This window comes from Pseudomonas sp. NCCP-436 (assembly GCF_019656335.1).
Lineage (GTDB): Bacteria > Pseudomonadota > Gammaproteobacteria > Pseudomonadales > Pseudomonadaceae > Aquipseudomonas.
The window spans coordinates 171,760-187,944 of record NZ_BPLZ01000001.1; the positions used below are offsets into that span (position 1 = coordinate 171,760).

A 16,185-nucleotide genomic window follows, 5' to 3' on the forward strand; every position below is an offset into this window, starting at 1 on the left:
CGAATCAGGCGCGACGCACCTGCAATCCCTGGTAACCGTATTCTCCGGGTTCGCCAGTGAGCGCCAGCTGGCCGGCGGCCGCCAGTTCACGGGCGCGCCAGAACAGAAAGAAATCGGTGGCGAAGAATCCATCGTTGCGCGCCATCACCTCGGCCATGATTCGCGCCAATGGTTGCGCCTGGGCGCTGGCGCTATCGATCAGCGCGGCATCGATGATTTGGTAATTTTCACCGCTGAAGGTCCCCGCTTGCCAGCGGCGGACCGGTGCGTCCTCAGTCACTGCCTCTCGCCACTGCGCAGCCAGTGCGGCCCGGCGATTGACATCGACCAGGCGCGGCTTGGCGATCTGCGCCAGTGTCTCGGGGTTATGCATGGCCACTGCCTTGCGCGTCTGCACACGGCTGTCGCCATTGCCACAAGCCACTTCCCAGAGCTCGACGCTGCTGCCTTGCAACGCGCTGGCGACGCGCGCCAGCAGCAACTGCTCGCTGCTGCTGTCGCCATGCCAGACGCTGACGGGCCGATCCTGACTCGCTAGGCTGGCGAGCCAGCGAGCATCCTCGGCCAGGCCTGTGGAAAAATCTGGTCGTGGTGTTACCGCAGCTGGCCACACTTCGCCCCAGAATACGGCGCGGGCGGTGCAGGGCGGATTGTCCACGTCGCCCAGCGGGCCGACGGCGAGATCGTCACGCAGCACGCGCAGACCAGCCTCGGCAGTCTTCTGGCCGATCACTCGCGTCACACCGGCTACCGCGTTGTCGCCGCAAACCAAGTGCCACACGCGGCTCAGTCCTTCTTCAGCTTCGGATTGGGAAAGAACTGCACTGTCTGCACATTCGGGTCGGCGGCCTTGGGTTTCAGGCCGCTGACGTTGACCCGCGTGGGCAACTCCTTGGGCACCGAGTTGCCGCGTGCGTCGAGGGTGTCGGCGTAGCCGCACTTGACGCATTCACGGTGCGGCACGTCGTCGACGCTCCACATCTTGATGCTGTCGGTTTCGCTGCACGCCGGGCACACGGCGCCGGCGATAAAGCGTTTCGGGGTGCTGTTCACAGGCGCATCGCTCATGCGGCCTCCTGGCTCAGGCCGCTGTGGCGCAGCAGGGCGTCGATGGAGGGCTCACGACCACGGAAGTCGACAAACAGCGTCATGGGTTCCTGAGAGCCGCCGCGAGCCAGGATGGCTTCACGGAAGGCACGTCCGGTGTCCGGATTGAGCACACCTTCTTCCTCGAAACGGGAGAAGGCGTCTGCGCTCAGTACTTCGGCCCACTTGTAGCTGTAGTAACCGGCCGCGTAGCCGCCGGCAAAGATATGGGCGAAGCCGTTGGCGAAGCGGTTGTAGGCCGGCGGGCGCAGTACCGACACCTCGTTGCGCACGGCTTCGAGTACGTCCAGCACGCTGCGGCCGTCGCCGTGGCTGGCGTGCAGTTCGAAGTCGAACAGGGAGAACTCCAGCTGGCGCAGCATCATCAGTCCGGATTGGAAGTTCTTTGCCGCCAGCATCTTGTCCAACAGCGCCTGCGGCAGTGGTTCGCCGGTCTCGTAGTGGCCGGAGATCAGTGCCAGGCCCTTCGGCTCCCAGCACCAGTTCTCCATGAACTGGCTTGGCAGCTCCACTGCGTCCCAGGCCACGCCGTTGATGCCGGAGGCGCCGGCATGCTCGACCCGGGTCAGCAGATGGTGCAGGCCGTGACCGAACTCGTGGAACAGGGTGGTGACTTCATCGTGAGTCAGCAGTGCCGGTTTGCCCGGAGCCGCCGGAGTGAAGTTGCACACCAGGTTGGCCACCGGTGCGATCAGACGGCCGTCGGCGGCACGGCGTTTGTCGCGGGCGCCGTCCATCCAGGCGCCGCCACGCTTGTTGGCGCGGGCGTAAAGATCGAAGAAGAAGCGGCCAACGTGCTCGCCGTTTTCACGGATTTCGAACAGGCGTACGTCCGGATGCCAGCTGTCGAACTCATGCAGCTCGCGGATCTCGATGCCGTAGAGCTTTTGCACGATGGCGAACAGCCCGGTCAGTACCTTGTCGATGGGGAACCAGGCGCGCACTTCCTCCTGGGATATGCTGTAGCGCTGCTGGCGCAGCTTCTCACTGTAGTAGCCGACGTCCCAGCTCTGCAGGTCATCCACGCCCTGCTCGGCGGCGAAAGCCTTGAGCTCGGCCAGATCCTGCTCGGCGAAGGGCTTGCTGCGTACCGCCAGGTCCCGCAGGAAGCTCAGTACCTGATCGGTACTTTCGGCCATCTTGCTGGCCAGACTCAGCTCTCCGTAGTGGACAAAGCCGAGCAGCCGGGCCAGCTCCTGACGTAGCTCGAGGATCTCGGCCATCAGCGGGCCATTGTCATGCTGGCCGGCGTTCGGCCCCTGGTCGGAGGCGCGGGTGCAGTAGGCGACGTAGACCTCCTCGCGCAGAGCACGGTCGTCGGCGTAGGTCATCACCGCGTAGTAGCTGGGGAATTCCAGGGTGATCAGCCAGCCGTCCAGCTCCCTGGCCTCGGCAGCCTGCTTCATCTGCGCACGGGCCGAGTCGGGCAGGCCGGCCAGACGCGCCTCGTCGGTGATGTGGCAGGTCCAGGCCTGGGTGGCATCGAGCAACTGGTTGGAGAAGCGGCTGCTGAGTTCGGACAGGCGCATCTGGATCTCGCCGTAACGTTTCTGCTGCTCGGCCGGCAGGTCAATGCCGGACAGGCGGAAGTCGCGCAGGGCGTGTTCGAGGATGGTTTTCTGCGCCACGTCGAAATCTTCGGCGGCCGGGCTACTGGCCAGTGTGGCGTAGGCTTCGAACAGCGGGCGGTTCTGGCCCAGTTCGGTCCAGTATTCCGACAGCTTGGGCAGGCAGGCCTCGTAGGCGGCGCGCAGTTCCGGACTGTTGCACACCGCGTTGAGGTGGCTTACCGGGCTCCAGGCACGGCCCAGGCGTGCGCCCAGCTCGTCCAGGGCCAGTACCAGACCATCCCAGCTGGGATTGCTCTGCTGGCTTTGGAGCAGTTCGACGATGGCGGCACGGCTGTCGGCGAGGATTTGCTCAATGGCGGGTTCGACGTGTTCCGGTCTGATCTGCGAGTAGGGCGGCAGATCGAAGTCTTGCAGCAGGGGATTGTTCACGGTCACGACGGGATACCTGTAGCGAATAGGGAGACTGGCGGCGATCCGGATCGTGACCCGGATGCGATAACCACCGACATGGGGGCCATCTTAATTACAATCAAGCTTTCCCGCAGCCCAGGAGAACCTATCGTGGCCATTCGCAGTTTCCGACAGCATACCCCCAGACTTGGCGAGCGGGTCTTCATCGACGCCAGTGCCGTGGTGCTAGGCGATGTCGAGATCGGCGATGACAGCTCGGTCTGGCCGCTGACGGTGATCCGCGGCGACATGCACCGCATCCGTATCGGGGCACGTACCAGCGTGCAGGATGGCAGTGTGTTGCACATCACCCATGCCGGGCCCTTCAACCCCGAGGGTTTTGCCCTGACCATCGGCGACGAGGTGACCGTCGGACACAAGGTCACCCTGCATGGCTGCACCCTGGGCAGCCGTATCCTGGTCGGCATGGGCAGCATCGTGATGGACGGTGCGGTGGTCGAAGACGAGGTGATCATCGGTGCTGGCAGCCTGGTGCCGCCAGGCAAGCGCCTGGAAAGCGGCTACCTGTATGTCGGCAGTCCGGTAAAACAGGCCCGTCCACTGACGGAAAAAGAGCGCAGTTTCTTCAGCTACACGGCAGGCAACTACGTCAAACTCAAGGATCAGTACCTCAGCGAGCAGTAATGCTCACCCGGAGATTGCGCGGTCGCGTGGAATGCTTCGCCGCAGCAGGTCGCAGAAATATTCTGCGGCCGGAGTCAGTGGCAGATCGGAGCGGCTGATCAGCACGATATCGGGTGCGTCGAGGTTCTCCTCGACCTCAATGGCCGTCAGCGCATCAGAGGCTATCAAGGTAGTGCTCCACTGCATAGGCAGTATCGCCAGCAGGTCGCTGCTGGCCACAGTGAGCATGACCGAGAACACCGAGAGGCTTTGCATCATCACTCGCGGCTTGGCCAGCCCGTGGCGCAGGAACAGGCGCTCAAGGTCTTCCGTCGCGTTGTAGTCGAGCGAGGTGACGGCCCACTCCTGATCATTCAGGTCGCGCAATGACCGGGCGTGCGCGCATGGATGGCTGCGCCGACACACAACCGTGCGCGAATTGTGGAACAGAGGCTCGTAATTGAAGCCCTGCCCGGGCGGCTGCATGGGGGCGGGCCCTGCGTAGAAGTCGACGCTGCGATCTCTCAGGGCTGCCTCCACTGCCGGAAACGCCCCTTCGATGACATTGATCTTTACATCCGGGAAGCGTAGTCGAAACGGCGACAGAACCTGAGGCAGCAGGCCAGCCAGAAGTGCGAAGGAAAGCCCAATGGACAGCGTGCCGTGCATCTTGCCGCGTATCTGTTCGACCTCTTCGCGGGCTCGCTGCAGCTCATTGAGTACTGCGCTGGCGCGCTGGTGGAACAGCTGGCCAATGGGAGTCAGCACCATGCCCTTGGATTCCCGCTCGAACAGCGGAGCCCCCAGATCCTTTTCCAGCGCCTGCAAACTGCGCGTCAGTGATGGCTGAGGCAGGTTCAGATGCCGGGCGGCTGCACGCAGGCTGCCACGCTCCACGATGGCCATCAGATCACGCAATTGATTGAGCTTCATGATGTTCCCAAAACTTGCACAGGTGATAACAAAATTGTAATCACGCTTATGTTTTTGCCATCTTTTTGAATCCCTGTCACTCGTCAAGAATGAAGCCAAGCCGGCAGTACGCCAGTGTCGGCCCGGGGACCCGCGTGTCCCCTTTTCATAGCCGTTAGAGGCGTCCGCGTTTATTCCGAGCAGCAAAGCGATGTACAGGCAGGTGTTCTTGATCGGCAGCGACGTGCATCCAGAGGTAATGCTTCTGCACATCTACCCGGCTGCCAACTAGCTCGGCGTTTCCAGGCAGGGCAATTCTTCCGCTGCCTTTCCGGGCAAGCCGTGGCTTTTTACCTGGTTGTCTCGGCGCCCAAACAGTCCAGCCACAAACAAGAGCCAGATGAATCCCACGACCTATGCCATCGCCATTTCAAGCCTCGGGGCTGTGGCCGGCACCACGTTTTCCGTCATGACCATCCTGACTATCGGCGATATTGCGGGTGGTCTTTCGGTAAGCGCGGACCAGATTTCCTGGTTCAACACCCTGTTCAACGTCGGTGCGATCTGTGGTTTGCCGATTGTCATGACCATGGCGGCATCACTGGGCAGAGGCCGGGCCATGGCAATTGCCGGGCTCTGCTACGTCCTCGGATCTGTCGCTGTTGCGCTGTCGCCCTCATACGAGTGGGCACTGGTCGCACGTTTTCTGCATGGTTTCTTCAGCGGCATGCTGCCCGTCCTGATGATGCTGATGGTCATGACCAGCCTTTTCCCCGGGAAAGGTCAGCTTGAAGGCATGACACTATTTGCCTTGGCCACCTCAATCGGCACCGGTGTTGCTGCGTCAATCGGCGGATATCTGGTGAGCGAGCTGAGCTGGCGCTGGCTGTTCTGGGTTCAGGTCGTTGTCGGAGTCGTCTACACCCTGCTGGCTTGCAGAGCCTTGCCTGGCGAGCTTGGCAATCTGGACTACCTGCGCACCAAGGACTGGCTCAGCTACTTTTTTCTGACGGCGGGCCTCGGTGGCCTGATGGTGGTCATGGCAGAAGGCGAGCGGCGCTTCTGGCTGGAGACCTGGTGGATACCCGGCCTGCTGCTCGGCAGTCTGGTCGGTCTGGCCTATGGCGCCCACTCATTGTGGAAGGCTGAACGACCACTGCTGGTACTGAGAATTTTCAAGAAGCCGACCTTTACCTGGGCCATCATCCTCTCGCTGATATTCCGTTTCGGCACATTGCTCAGCGTATGGATAGCACCGCAGTACCTGATGCGCATGCAAGGTTTCAAGGCCGGGGATATTGGTGATCTGCTGCTGGTCATGGTGCCAGCGGTGCTTGCAGGCTTTCCCCTGGCCTACTGGCTGGTGAAACGGTTCGACTCGCGGCTGGTGCTTTCGGCAGGGCTGTGTCTCTTCGCTCTGGCCGCTGCGTTATGCGGTGAATTGTCAGCGGACTGGTCAACCGATCAGTTGCGCCTGCCGATCATACTTGTCGGGGTGGGACAGGCTCTCATCTCCGTTGCGCTGCTGCGCTACGCGGTCTTTGGGGTGGGCAAGGAGGAAGGGCCGAGCTGCGGCATCATATTCAATCTGGCTCGTCTGTACGCGTTGCTGGGAGGCTTGGGCGGTCTGTGGCACCTGGTGACCGAGCGCGAGAAATATCACTACGCACGCATTGCTGAAAGCCTGGCCGTCACGGATCCGACCGTGATCCGGCAGCTGTCGCAACAGGCCATGTCACTGGCGCCTTTCACAACCGACAGCGCCGCCGCCCAGGGCGCGGCTCTTGGCGCACTCTATCTTGAAGCCAATCAGCAGGCCTACACCCTGGCATACGGTGATGCCTTTCTGCTAACGGCGCTGGTCATGCTGATCGGCGCGATATTCGTCTGGGCGCTGCCGGGCCTGCCCGAGGCCATTGCCGCAGCCCCGTCTCCGCAACAGTCAGGCAACGAGCCACATCGATGAATACATCCCCGGAAGAAACCAGGAAAACCTCTCGTTCCTTCAGTTGGGCCAGCGCCCGGCGGGTGTTGATTGCCGCCATTACCGCCAACGCCTGCCTGGTGGCGGTAGCTTTCATCTACGCGCAGTGGCACCAGCGTGTGGATTTTGAAGTCACGGACAACGCCTACATCAAGGGTGATCTGACTTTTATCTCGTCGAAGGTTGGCGGCTACGTGATTGCACTGGAAACCGAAGACAACAGATATGTCACGCCGGGTGAGACTCTGGTGCGCATTGATCCGGCGGACTATCAGGTTGCAGTGCTGGCTGCCAAAGCCAGCGTCGAACAGCAGAATGCCGCTCTGGCCGAGCTGCAGGAACAGCAGCGTTTGCAGGGCGCGCAGGTTCGCGTGGCCGATGCAGAAGTCGAAGCGGCGCAGGCCAGCTTCAGACAACAGGAAGCCGAGTACTTGCGAGCCAAGGCACTGGTTGTGAAGGGAGCGGTCAGCCGCCAGTTGTTCGATCAGACGGAGACCGCCTTTATCCGAGCCCGGGCAAGCCTGGCTCAGGCGCGCTCGCAGGCCGAATATGCGCGTCAACAGCTCAAGGTGCTCAGTGCCCAGCAGGACGTCATAGCTGCCCAGTTGAAGGTGGCCAGGGCCAGCCTGCAGCGTGCCCAGATCGATCTCGATCAGACCGAGATCAAGGCTCCTCGGGAAGGACGGGTTTCCGCACGCAATGTCCGCCTCGGCGAATATGTATCGGTGGGTAGCCGGTTGATGGCCATATCCCCAACTCGGGATCTGTGGGTGGAGGCCAACCTGCGTGAAACCCAACTGGCGAGAATGCGCAGCGGCGACCGGGTTCAGATCGAAGTTGATGCCTTCCCCGGACAGGTGTTCTGCGGTTATGTCGAAAGCATATCTGGCGCCAGCGGTTCCGAGTTTGCCGTTATTCCGCCGGATAATGCTTCCGGAAACTTCACCAAGATCGTGCGACGTTTTCCCGTGCGCATTCTGTTCGACCCGGACCAGTCCGGCCTTGAACGCCTGGGCGTAGGTATGTCGGTAGTCCCGGTCATTGCCCTGGGATCAGGCGAGGATGGTCGCTCACAGGGCGGAGTACTGTCGAACCTGCTGCTGGGCACATTCCAGTGCGATAAAGGCTAAGCATTCTTCGCTGTAGCGCAGGCATTCCGAAGAGCGCTGCATGGTCACCGGTGTATAGACCCGAGTCCGTGCAGGGCTTTGTTAATCAGCTGCCTACGCGGCAGTGAACGTTGAGCATGACCTGCACCTCGGGCACGCTGGTTTCTGAGCTGCCTACGCGGCAGTGAACTCGCGGCGGCCAGGGTTGCGGCGGTTGCCTCCTTTCTGAGCTGCCTACGCGGCAGTGAACATTCGCACCGTCGCCACCGCCGTGGTGGGCATTTTCTGAGCTGCCTACGCGGCAGTGAACAGCAACCCATGCATCGGCATCCGTCGCCACCATTTCTGAGCTGCCTACGCGGCAGTGAACTGCCACGCCCTCGTCGCTGATGTCGGCCAGGCTTTCTGAGCTGCCTACGCGGCAGTGAACAAGAATGGTGGCCTCGGGCGTTGATTCGAGGATTTCTGAGCTGCCTACGCGGCAGTGAACGAGATAGCCGTCGCGCACGTCATCAAATCGCATTTTCTGAGCTGCCTACGCGGCAGTGAACTCCGTGAGCCGGAGGATGTGATTGAAGCATGGTTTCTGAGCTGCCTACGCGGCAGTGAACGAAACCACACGGCAGGCCAAGCTGGTTTTAGATTTCTGAGCTGCCTACGCGGCAGTGAACAATTCTCCCGACCATGTGACATTACGCCCAGCTTTCTGAGCTGCCTACGCGGCAGTGAACGAGATCGAGCGCGCCCAGGCGCTGGCGGGCAATTTCTGAGCTGCCTACGCGGCAGTGAACGCGGCCAGCCGGCAGAATCCCCGACTCGCGCATTTCTGAGCTGCCTACGCGGCAGTGAACTCAGTCGTGACCCTGTACATCCTCGACGCTGATTTCTGAGCTGCCTACGCGGCAGTGAACTTTTGCGTGATGGTGCTTCCGGCGCCCGTGCTTTTCTGAGCTGCCTACGCGGCAGTGAACCTGACGCATGAGCTGAGCATCGATGCGCAGACTTTCTGAGCTGCCTACGCGGCAGTGAACACCTCGGGAATCTCCGGGCCGTTGGCGGCATTTTTCTGAGCTGCCTACGCGGCAGTGAACCCTCTGGCGGGCCTTCCCCGAGGCTCGACCAGTTTCTGAGCTGCCTACGCGGCAGTGAACTTTTGGCTGTTCGGGCCGCTGGTCCCGCACAATTTCTGAGCTGCCTACGCGGCAGTGAACAAGAGCCTAATCCGTTACAGACCTTTTGAATACCGGGTTTTTGCCTGTTTGGCAGGTAAAACCCTTTTTCTGGCTGCGCTCCAGGTTATTGATTTCAAAGGGGCTGAAACAGGCTTTCAAAAAAGGGTGGTGATACGGGCGGTACTATCGGTGTTGTTTGGCGCTGCTGGTAACGCCATTGCAGCAGAACGTGATGGCGGGTTTGAGCCGGGCCTGGGTCACAGCTGGTGCAGTGTTATGGCCAGTGTGGAAGGTGGGTGCCCGTTCGTCGCCAGTCGGGACTTTGGGCAGCTATCTCCGGGTCTACGCGACTCGCGTTTAAGACTAACGGAGATAGACGAGATGGCCGGTAAGAAGAACAAGAACGCACCTAACGCACCTCAGGCCGCTGTGGATACAGCGTATCTGAACTCTGACAGCGCCCCCGCGCTGCCGCCGAGGAATACGAAGGCTCACCCAGCCCTGCAGCAAGCCCGGGATGTTGGAGATACGGCCGGTGCGCGTCCTTGCAATGGCAACAAGGCTGACGAATATGGCGAGCAGGCCGCTACTCCTCCTGTCGGTGAGACGACCGGGGATATGTCGGAGCTGGCTTCGGCCAGTTCGCTGAGTGAAGGCAATGATACCGGCAAGAGTGGCAAGCCCGTCGCCCCAGGAGTCTGTCAGGCCGCTGGCTCGCTCGACGGTCATCGCTGTGATGCCAGTGGCCGCCGACTGACCACCAACCAGGGTGTGCCGGTATCGGACAACCAGCACTCGCTCAAGGCCGGCCTGCGTGGCCCTGCGCTGCTCAAGGATTTCGTACTGCGCGAGAAGCTCACTCATTTCGACCATGAGCGCATTCCCGAGCGTATCGTGCATGCTCGGGGTTCGGCGGCCCATGGCTACTTTGAGAGTTATGCCGATCATTCCGCGCTTACCGCTGCCGCGCTGTTGTCGGAAAAGGGCAAGCGCACGCCCGTTTTTGTGCGTTTCTCCACCGTGGCTGGCGAGCGTGGTTCCAAGGATACCGCCCGTGACGCGCGCGGCTTTGCCGTTAAGTTCTATACCGAGGAAGGCAACTGGGATCTGGTCGGCAACAACATCCCGGTGTTCTTCATTCAGGATGCAATGAAGTTTCCGGATCTGGTGCATGCGGTAAAGGCCGAGCCGCATCACGGCATGCCGCAGGCCGCTTCGGCACACGACACCTTCTGGGATTTCGTCACCCTGATGCCCGAAACGGCGCATATGCTGATGTGGGTGATGTCGGATCACGGCATCCCGCGTAGCTACCGGATGATGAAGGGTTTTGCCGTGCACACCTTCCGTTTTATCAACCGTGAGGGAAAGGCCAGCCTAGTGAAATTCCACTGGACGCCGAAGCAGGGCACCCACTCGCTGGTCTGGGATGAGGCGGTGAAGATTTCTGGAGCCGATCCGGACTACCACCGGCGTGACCTGTGGGAAGCGATCGAGGCCGGCGAGTACCCGGAGTGGGAATTGGGCGTGCAGGTGTTCAGCGAGGAGCAGGCCGAGCAGTTCAGCTTCGACGTGCTCGACGCCACCAAGCTGATTCCCGAGGAGCTGGTGCCCGTGACCCCGCTGGGGCGCATGGTACTGAACCGCAACCCGGACAATTTCTTCGCCGAGACCGAGCAGGTGGCGTTCTGTACGGCGCACATTGTGCCGGGCATCGACTTCACCAACGACCCGCTGTTGGCCGGGCGTATCCACTCTTATGTCGATACGCAGCTGTCGCGGCTTGGCGGGCCGAATTTTCACGAGATACCGATCAACGCGCCGGTCGCACCAGTGCACAACAATCAGCGTGATGGCATGCACCGGCAGGCTGTGCACCGCGGCCGGGTTGCCTATGAGCCAAACTCTCTGGCCGGAGGCTGTCCATTCCAGGCCGGCGGTGCCGGTTTTGTCTCCTTCCCCGAGCAGGTGGCGGCGGACGAGCTGCGCGGCAAGCCGGAGAAGTTCGCCGAGCACTACAACCAGGCCCGGATGTTCTATGCCAGCCAGGCGCCGCATGAGCAGAAGCATATCGCCGACGCCTTTGGCTTCGAGCTGTCCAAGCTCACGGTGCCGGCCATCCGGCATCGTGCCGTGGCCCTGCTGCGCAACGTGGATGAAACGCTGGCGCAAAAGGTGGCAGACCATCTGGGCATGCGCGAACTGCCCGAGCCGTTGCCGCTGGCCAGCAAGCAAGGTTACCAGCCTGAGGTGCAGCGTTCCGAACACCTGTCGCTGCTGGCCCACCCTGGTGAAGTGGGTATCCGCACTCGCAAGGTGGCGATCATGTGCGCCGCCGGCACGGATGCTGCGGAGGTGCAGGCCATTGCCCAGCCGCTGATGGATAAGGGCGCCGTCGTGCGTTTGGTCGGCCCGCATGTGGGCCTGATCCAGGCCAAGGGGGGCGAGCTGGATCTGGACGCCAGCTTTGCCAACAGCCCGGGGCCGCTGTTCGATGCCCTGGTGATTGCACCGGGGAGCGAGGCGGTCAAGTCACTGAGTGACGACGGACAGGCTCTGGAGTTTGTCAAGGAGCAGTTCCGTCACTGCAAGCCGCTGCTGGTGATTGGCGAGGCTCGGGAGGTGCTCCAGGCGGCTGGCATCCCTCTCGATAACCCGGACAAGGGTCTGCTTCTGGTCAGCAAGGCCGATGACAAGGCGTTGCGGCAGTTTGTCAGTGCACTTGAGGCTCACCGCCATCCGGAGCGGGAAACGGATCCGCCTCGCGTCTGATCCGGGAGGTCAAACCGAACCGGGCCGGTGCCAGGACTGCTCCGGTTCGGTAAGCCTTGCGCTGTTCCTGCAACCTAGGCGGGTTGTGCCGCCTGTACTGCCATCGTCAGAAAGCCCAGCACTTTTGCCGATAGCCAGGTGCCTTGCGCCAGGCGCGGTTCTTCAGCCAGCGCCTGGCGGATCTTCTGCCGGGTCTGGGGGTCGGGCCCGGCATAGGTGTTGAACATGGCCAGCCAGCGTCCGGCCAGCGCCTGGCCTTGTTCACTGATCGGGCTGGTGTTTTGCTCGATGGCTTCGTTCAGCTCCACCAGCAGGTGTGGCCAGAGAGCCATCTGTTCGAGATAGCGGGGCCGGGTAAAGGCCATTTCCTCGGCGCAAAGATAGCGCACCAGCAGGCTCAGCTTGCTTTCGCCGAAGGCCTGCAGCAGGAAGGCTACCACTTCGGGCGCCAGGCCCAGGTGGGCCTGGAACTCCGGCTCGTTCTCATGCATCTGGCTAATCTTCAGCAGCCATGCGGGGTTCTGCGCGGTGTCGCGCTCAAGAGTGGTCATCCAGCGATGAGCGAGATTCTGCGCCGCCTCACTGGCTGGATCTGGATTTTGCGCATGCAGCGCCGTCGCTTCGTTTGCCAGGGCCAGCCATTCGCGGCTGGCCTGGGGAAAGGGTAGCCGCGAAAGTTCGTCCTGAGTGAAATATTGTTCGTACATAGACATCAGCTCCAAGGTCGTAAGCCAGTCGTCCAGTGCGGGTTCTTCTCCTGCCGCAAGCTGCGCTCTCAGCAGCATTAGGCGTTTGCGCAGCCGGATCTGCTGTCGCAGATTTGCCTCAATGGCTTCGATCTGCCGGTCAAGGGTGGGCAGCAGAGCCTGTCCTGGACGTTCCAGTGCCGTACCGATGGCTGCCAGCGGCATTCCCAGTCCGCGCAACGCCTGGATCTGATGCAGACGTGCAATGTCGTCACGGTTATAGAGCCGGTATCCAGCCTCGGTACGGGTCGAGGGGCGAAGCAGACCGATCTGGTCGTAGTGGTGCAGGGTGCGCACCGTAAGCCCTGTCCGTCTGGCCAGTTCGCCTACTTTCAGCAACATCGCTTTGCTCCTTTTCCTTCGACACCAGCCATGCTGGACCCTGACGCAGCGTGAGGGTCAAGCATAAAAGTCCTGTGTCGCGGCGTCTTTACAGGGTAGAGACGGTAGTCCGCTCAGCTCCAGAGCGCCCCAGCCGGAGTGGTTGCCGGGTAGTGGGTCGCCACCTGCGCCTGTAGCAGTTCGGCGCAGGCCAGGGCGTCGGTCAAGGCGTGGTGGGCGCTGTACAGCGGCAGGCCGTAGCGCAAGCGGCTGTCGGCCAGACGGATGGAGACGGGCTGACGGCCGCGTAGGCGATCCCACCAGCCGAGGCGGCGCTTGGGATGCAGGCGGGCTTCCAGTTCCATGGTGTCGATGATCGGGAAGATCAGTCCTTCGCCCAGATACTGCTGCACGGCCCGGTCGAGAAAGCTGCGTTCGATGCGACCATAGTGTGCGACCACCACCCTGCCGGCCAGCGCCTGCAGCAGTTCGTCCAGTACATTGGCCAGGCGTGGCGCATGGCGGATATCGCTGTGGGTGATGTGGTGGAAAGTGATCGATTCGGCGCTCAGCTCACTGGTCGGTTTGACCACCCAGTAGCGGGCCTCGGCGCAGCGGATTCTCTGCAGGCTCAGGGGTACTAGACCGAGGCTGACGATGGCGTGCCGTTGCGGATCAAGGCCGGTGGTTTCCACGTCCAGGGCGACCAGTGGCAACTGCTCCAGCGGTGTGTCGGCACTGGCGCAGCCGGCGGCGTAGTAGGCCTGCAGGCGCGGGTCGCGGCTGGCTTCGGCACGTTGCCGGAAGAGCTGCGGCCACTCTGGGGTGGTGGCTGTGTTCATTGCCCGCGCCCTGTCGGTTGGGCCGGGTAGCGGAAGCGCAGGAACTTCTGTGCGTTGCTCACCACCTGAAAGGCTTCCTTGAGATGTTGGCGTTCGCTGGCGCTGAATTTTTCCGGCTCGATGTAATTGTCGGGCGGGTTGCCGGCCTCCACGTCGCGGGCCTGATGCCGTGCACGCACCAGGCTGAGGAATTCGAAGGCGTAGCGCAGGTGTTGCAGTGCTTCGCCAGGCAGCAGCCGGGTGGCCGCAATGGCGTCGAGACGATCCAGCGAGTTTTGCGCGGTGGAGCCGCTGGCCAGGGCGTGCACGCGGATCAGGTCGGTCAGCGGTGCGGTGCCACGGCCCTTGAGGTTGATGATGTTGCGGTGTCGGCCGTCGACTTCCATCACGAAGGTGCGGAAGAAGCCCAGCGGCGGCCTGCGGTTGAGGGCGTTACGCGCCAGCGCGGCAAGGAAGGCAGGACTGGCACTGGCCTTTTGCGCCAGCAGCGTCTTGAGGTTTTCCACCAGTGCAGTGTCGCCATGGAGACCATCGAGATCGAAGAAGATGCTGGCGTTGAGCAGGGTCTCCGGGTTGGGACGCTCGATCCAGTTGCTGAAGTATTGGCGCCAGATCTTCAGCGGCTGCCGCCAGCGCGGGTTGCTGGCCATGATGCCGCCCTTGCAATAGGCATAGCCGCAGGCGGCCAGGCCGTCGCTGACGAACTGTGCCAGCTCGGCGAAGTAGGCATCATGCTCGTCAGGGTTGAAGCGGTCGTCGAGCACCAGGGCATTGTCCTGATCGGTGAGCAGCAGCTGCTCGTCGCGGGCCATGGAGCCGGCGACCATAAAGCAGTAGGGCACCGGCGGCGGGCCGAGCTTCTGTTCGGCCAGTTGCAGCAGACGCTGGCTGAAGGCGCGACCGATGCCGCTCATGGCACGGCCGATCATATGTGCACTGGCGTCGTCGGCAACCATCCGTACGAAGGTGGCACGCAGATCCGGCAGCAGGCTTTTGAGGCCGTCCACTGACTGTTGGTTGAAGATGCCGTTGACCAGATACAGGCTGCTGCGTGATTCGTAGCGGACGATGTCGGCCAGGGCGATCACTCCTACCGGCCGGCGACGCTGCAGAATCGGCAGGTGGTGGATGTTGTGGCGCAGCATGCACAGCATGGCCTCGAATACCGAGTCGTCGGCCTGCAGGGTGATGGGATTGGGGGTCATTACCTGGCTGACTGGCGTATCCAGCGGCAGACCTTCGGCCAGTACCCGGGTGCGCAGGTCGCGATCGGTAAGAATGCCGGCCATCACCTCGCGCTGTGGTTCGGCTACCTGTACCTGGGCGGGGTTGGGCCATTGCCGCTGCGGATCCACCACGATTACCGAAGACACGCCGTGCTCGGTCATCACCTGGGCCACCTGCTGGATCGGCGCATGCAGCGGTACGCTGACCGGCTCTCGGCCGATCAGCTTGCGTACACGGATCTTCATCAGTTCGCTGGCCTGGCCGTGGCTGTCTTCCAGTGCGGACTTCAGCCGCGACTGCCCCTCGGCCTCGACGAAGTCGGCAAAGCTGTCGAACTGTTCGCACAACTGCTGAAACAGTGTGGCGGGAATGAAATAGATCAGGCTGTCTTCCAGCGCAGTGGCGCCGAGGCGTACCCGGTTGCCGCGCAGCAGGCCGGCCTGACCGAAGATGTCGCCCTCACTGAGACGGTTGTGCAGCTCGCCACCGCGCCGGTGGATCTCCACGGCACCGCTGCGCACGTAGTGCAGGTCGTGGATTGGTGCACCGACTGCTAGGATTTCGCTACCAGCCTTGAAATAGCCGACCTGAATCTGACAGGCAAGCTCGTCGAGGGTCTGCTCCGGCAGATTGTCGAAGGGGGCGAAGCGGCTGAGGTGGTCGCGGATTTCGATCAGCTCGATCTGCATGCGGGCCTCGCAGAGTGGCAGGCACTACAGGATACGGGCTGCCGTCACGGCGGTGCAAAGCAGCAGACGATTGGCCGGAGGGAAAGAGTCGATGCAGGCGAGCGGGCTTTGGTGGGGAGCAGGCATGTTGCTGGCGCTGGGCGCGCTAGTGGTCTTTTACTACAACCGGCTGGTGTTCAATCGCCATCGCGTCGCGGAAGCCTGGAGCGGTATCGATGTCCAGCTCAAGCGACGCTCCAGCCTGATTCCGGCCCTGGTGGAGTGTGCCCGACAGTACATGACCTATGAGCACGACGCCTTGCAGGCGCTGGTGCAGGAGCGCATGCACGCCGTGCAGCTGGCGGACTCCCCTCTGGGCCAGCGCGCGCCGGTGGAGGCGCAGCTGAGCAGCCAGCTTCGGCAACTGTTCGCGCTGGTCGAGGACTATCCGGATCTCAAGGTCGACAGTCAGTTCCGCGAACTGCAAGGCAGCATCAGCGAGGTGGAAAACCAGATTCAGATGGCCCGGCGTTACTACAACGGCGCCGTGCGTGAGCTGAACGTGCTGGTCGAATCGGTGCCGAGCAACCTGGTGGCGCGGCTGTGCTCTTTTGCCCCGGCCGAGTATTTCAGCCTGGATGATCCGCGCGACATACAGTCGCCACAGATGGAGTTCTGAA

12 protein-coding genes and 1 CRISPR repeat array are annotated in these 16,185 nt (G+C 62.1%); of the genes, 5 read left to right on the plus strand and 7 right to left on the minus strand.

All coding sequences use genetic code 11. The annotated features are described in order from the left end of the window. Nucleotides 1–4 precede the first annotated feature (4 nt). Genes NCCP436_RS00845 through prlC form a run of 3 tightly spaced genes read right to left on the minus strand, consistent with a single transcriptional unit; the run spans nt 5 to nt 3,113 of the window. Nucleotides 5–781 carry a DUF1835 domain-containing protein gene (locus NCCP436_RS00845; protein WP_220801899.1) on the minus strand — a complete coding sequence of 259 codons (777 nt, stop codon included), beginning with the start codon at nt 779–781 and terminating at the stop codon, nt 5–7. 5 nt (nt 782–786) lie between these two features. Further along, nucleotides 787–1,068: a YheV family putative zinc ribbon protein gene (locus NCCP436_RS00850; RefSeq protein ID WP_220801900.1), complete on the minus strand. Its 282-nt coding sequence runs from the start codon at nt 1,066–1,068 to the stop codon at nt 787–789. Then, nucleotides 1,065–3,113 (minus strand): oligopeptidase A, encoded by a 2,049-nt coding sequence (gene prlC, locus NCCP436_RS00855; protein WP_220801901.1) that lies wholly within the window; start codon nt 3,111–3,113, stop codon nt 1,065–1,067. The genes NCCP436_RS00850 and prlC overlap by 4 nt, the downstream gene beginning before the upstream one ends. A gap of 126 nt (nt 3,114–3,239) precedes the next feature. Here prlC and NCCP436_RS00860 point away from each other — a divergent pair, with 126 nt between their 5' ends. Further along, a complete protein-coding gene (locus tag NCCP436_RS00860) occupies nt 3,240–3,773 on the plus strand; it encodes a gamma carbonic anhydrase family protein (RefSeq protein WP_220801902.1) in 534 nt (177 codons plus the stop codon). A gap of 3 nt (nt 3,774–3,776) precedes the next feature. Here the strand turns inward: NCCP436_RS00860 and NCCP436_RS00865 are convergent, their stop codons facing one another. After that, a complete protein-coding gene (locus NCCP436_RS00865; RefSeq protein WP_220801903.1) occupies nt 3,777–4,685 on the minus strand; it encodes a LysR substrate-binding domain-containing protein in 909 nt (302 codons plus the stop codon). Between the two features lie 379 nt (nt 4,686–5,064). Between NCCP436_RS00865 and NCCP436_RS00870 the strand changes: the two genes are divergently transcribed. The 3 genes from NCCP436_RS00870 (at nt 5,065) to NCCP436_RS00880 (ending at nt 11,701) form a co-directional block, all read left to right on the plus strand. After that, nucleotides 5,065–6,630: an MFS transporter gene (locus NCCP436_RS00870; RefSeq protein WP_220801904.1), complete on the plus strand. Its 1,566-nt coding sequence runs from the start codon at nt 5,065–5,067 to the stop codon at nt 6,628–6,630. After that, the gene (locus NCCP436_RS00875) at nt 6,627–7,778 is read left to right on the plus strand and encodes an HlyD family secretion protein (RefSeq protein WP_220801905.1); all 1,152 of its coding nucleotides are present in this window, start codon (nt 6,627–6,629) and stop codon (nt 7,776–7,778) included. The genes NCCP436_RS00870 and NCCP436_RS00875 overlap by 4 nt, the downstream gene beginning before the upstream one ends. A gap of 81 nt (nt 7,779–7,859) precedes the next feature. After that, nucleotides 7,860–8,968: direct repeats of the CRISPR family, unit length 28 nt; unit sequence TTTCTGAGCTGCCTACGCGGCAGTGAAC. 579 nt (nt 8,969–9,547) lie between these two features. Then, nucleotides 9,548–11,701, plus strand: a complete 2,154-nt coding sequence (locus NCCP436_RS00880; RefSeq protein ID WP_220801906.1) for a catalase — start codon at nt 9,548–9,550, stop codon at nt 11,699–11,701. Between the two features lie 74 nt (nt 11,702–11,775). On the opposite strand, the gene NCCP436_RS00885 is transcribed toward NCCP436_RS00880, so the two are convergent. From NCCP436_RS00885 to NCCP436_RS00895, 3 genes are all read right to left on the minus strand, one after another. After that, nucleotides 11,776–12,789 (minus strand): MerR family transcriptional regulator, encoded by a 1,014-nt coding sequence (locus NCCP436_RS00885; RefSeq protein ID WP_220801907.1) that lies wholly within the window; start codon nt 12,787–12,789, stop codon nt 11,776–11,778. Nucleotides 12,790–12,902: 113 nt separating this feature from the next. Beyond that, nucleotides 12,903–13,610, minus strand: coding sequence for a 3'-5' exonuclease (locus NCCP436_RS00890; RefSeq protein WP_220801908.1), 708 nt, complete (start codon nt 13,608–13,610; stop codon nt 12,903–12,905). Further along, a complete protein-coding gene (locus NCCP436_RS00895) occupies nt 13,607–15,526 on the minus strand; it encodes a DUF294 nucleotidyltransferase-like domain-containing protein (RefSeq protein WP_220801909.1) in 1,920 nt (639 codons plus the stop codon). The genes NCCP436_RS00890 and NCCP436_RS00895 overlap by 4 nt, the downstream gene beginning before the upstream one ends. Nucleotides 15,527–15,650: 124 nt before the next feature. Between NCCP436_RS00895 and NCCP436_RS00900 the strand changes: the two genes are divergently transcribed. Beyond that, on the plus strand, nt 15,651–16,184 hold the full coding sequence (locus NCCP436_RS00900; protein ID WP_259651424.1) for a LemA family protein: 534 nt from the start codon (nt 15,651–15,653) through the stop codon (nt 16,182–16,184). Nucleotide 16,185: the final 1 nt, after the last annotated feature.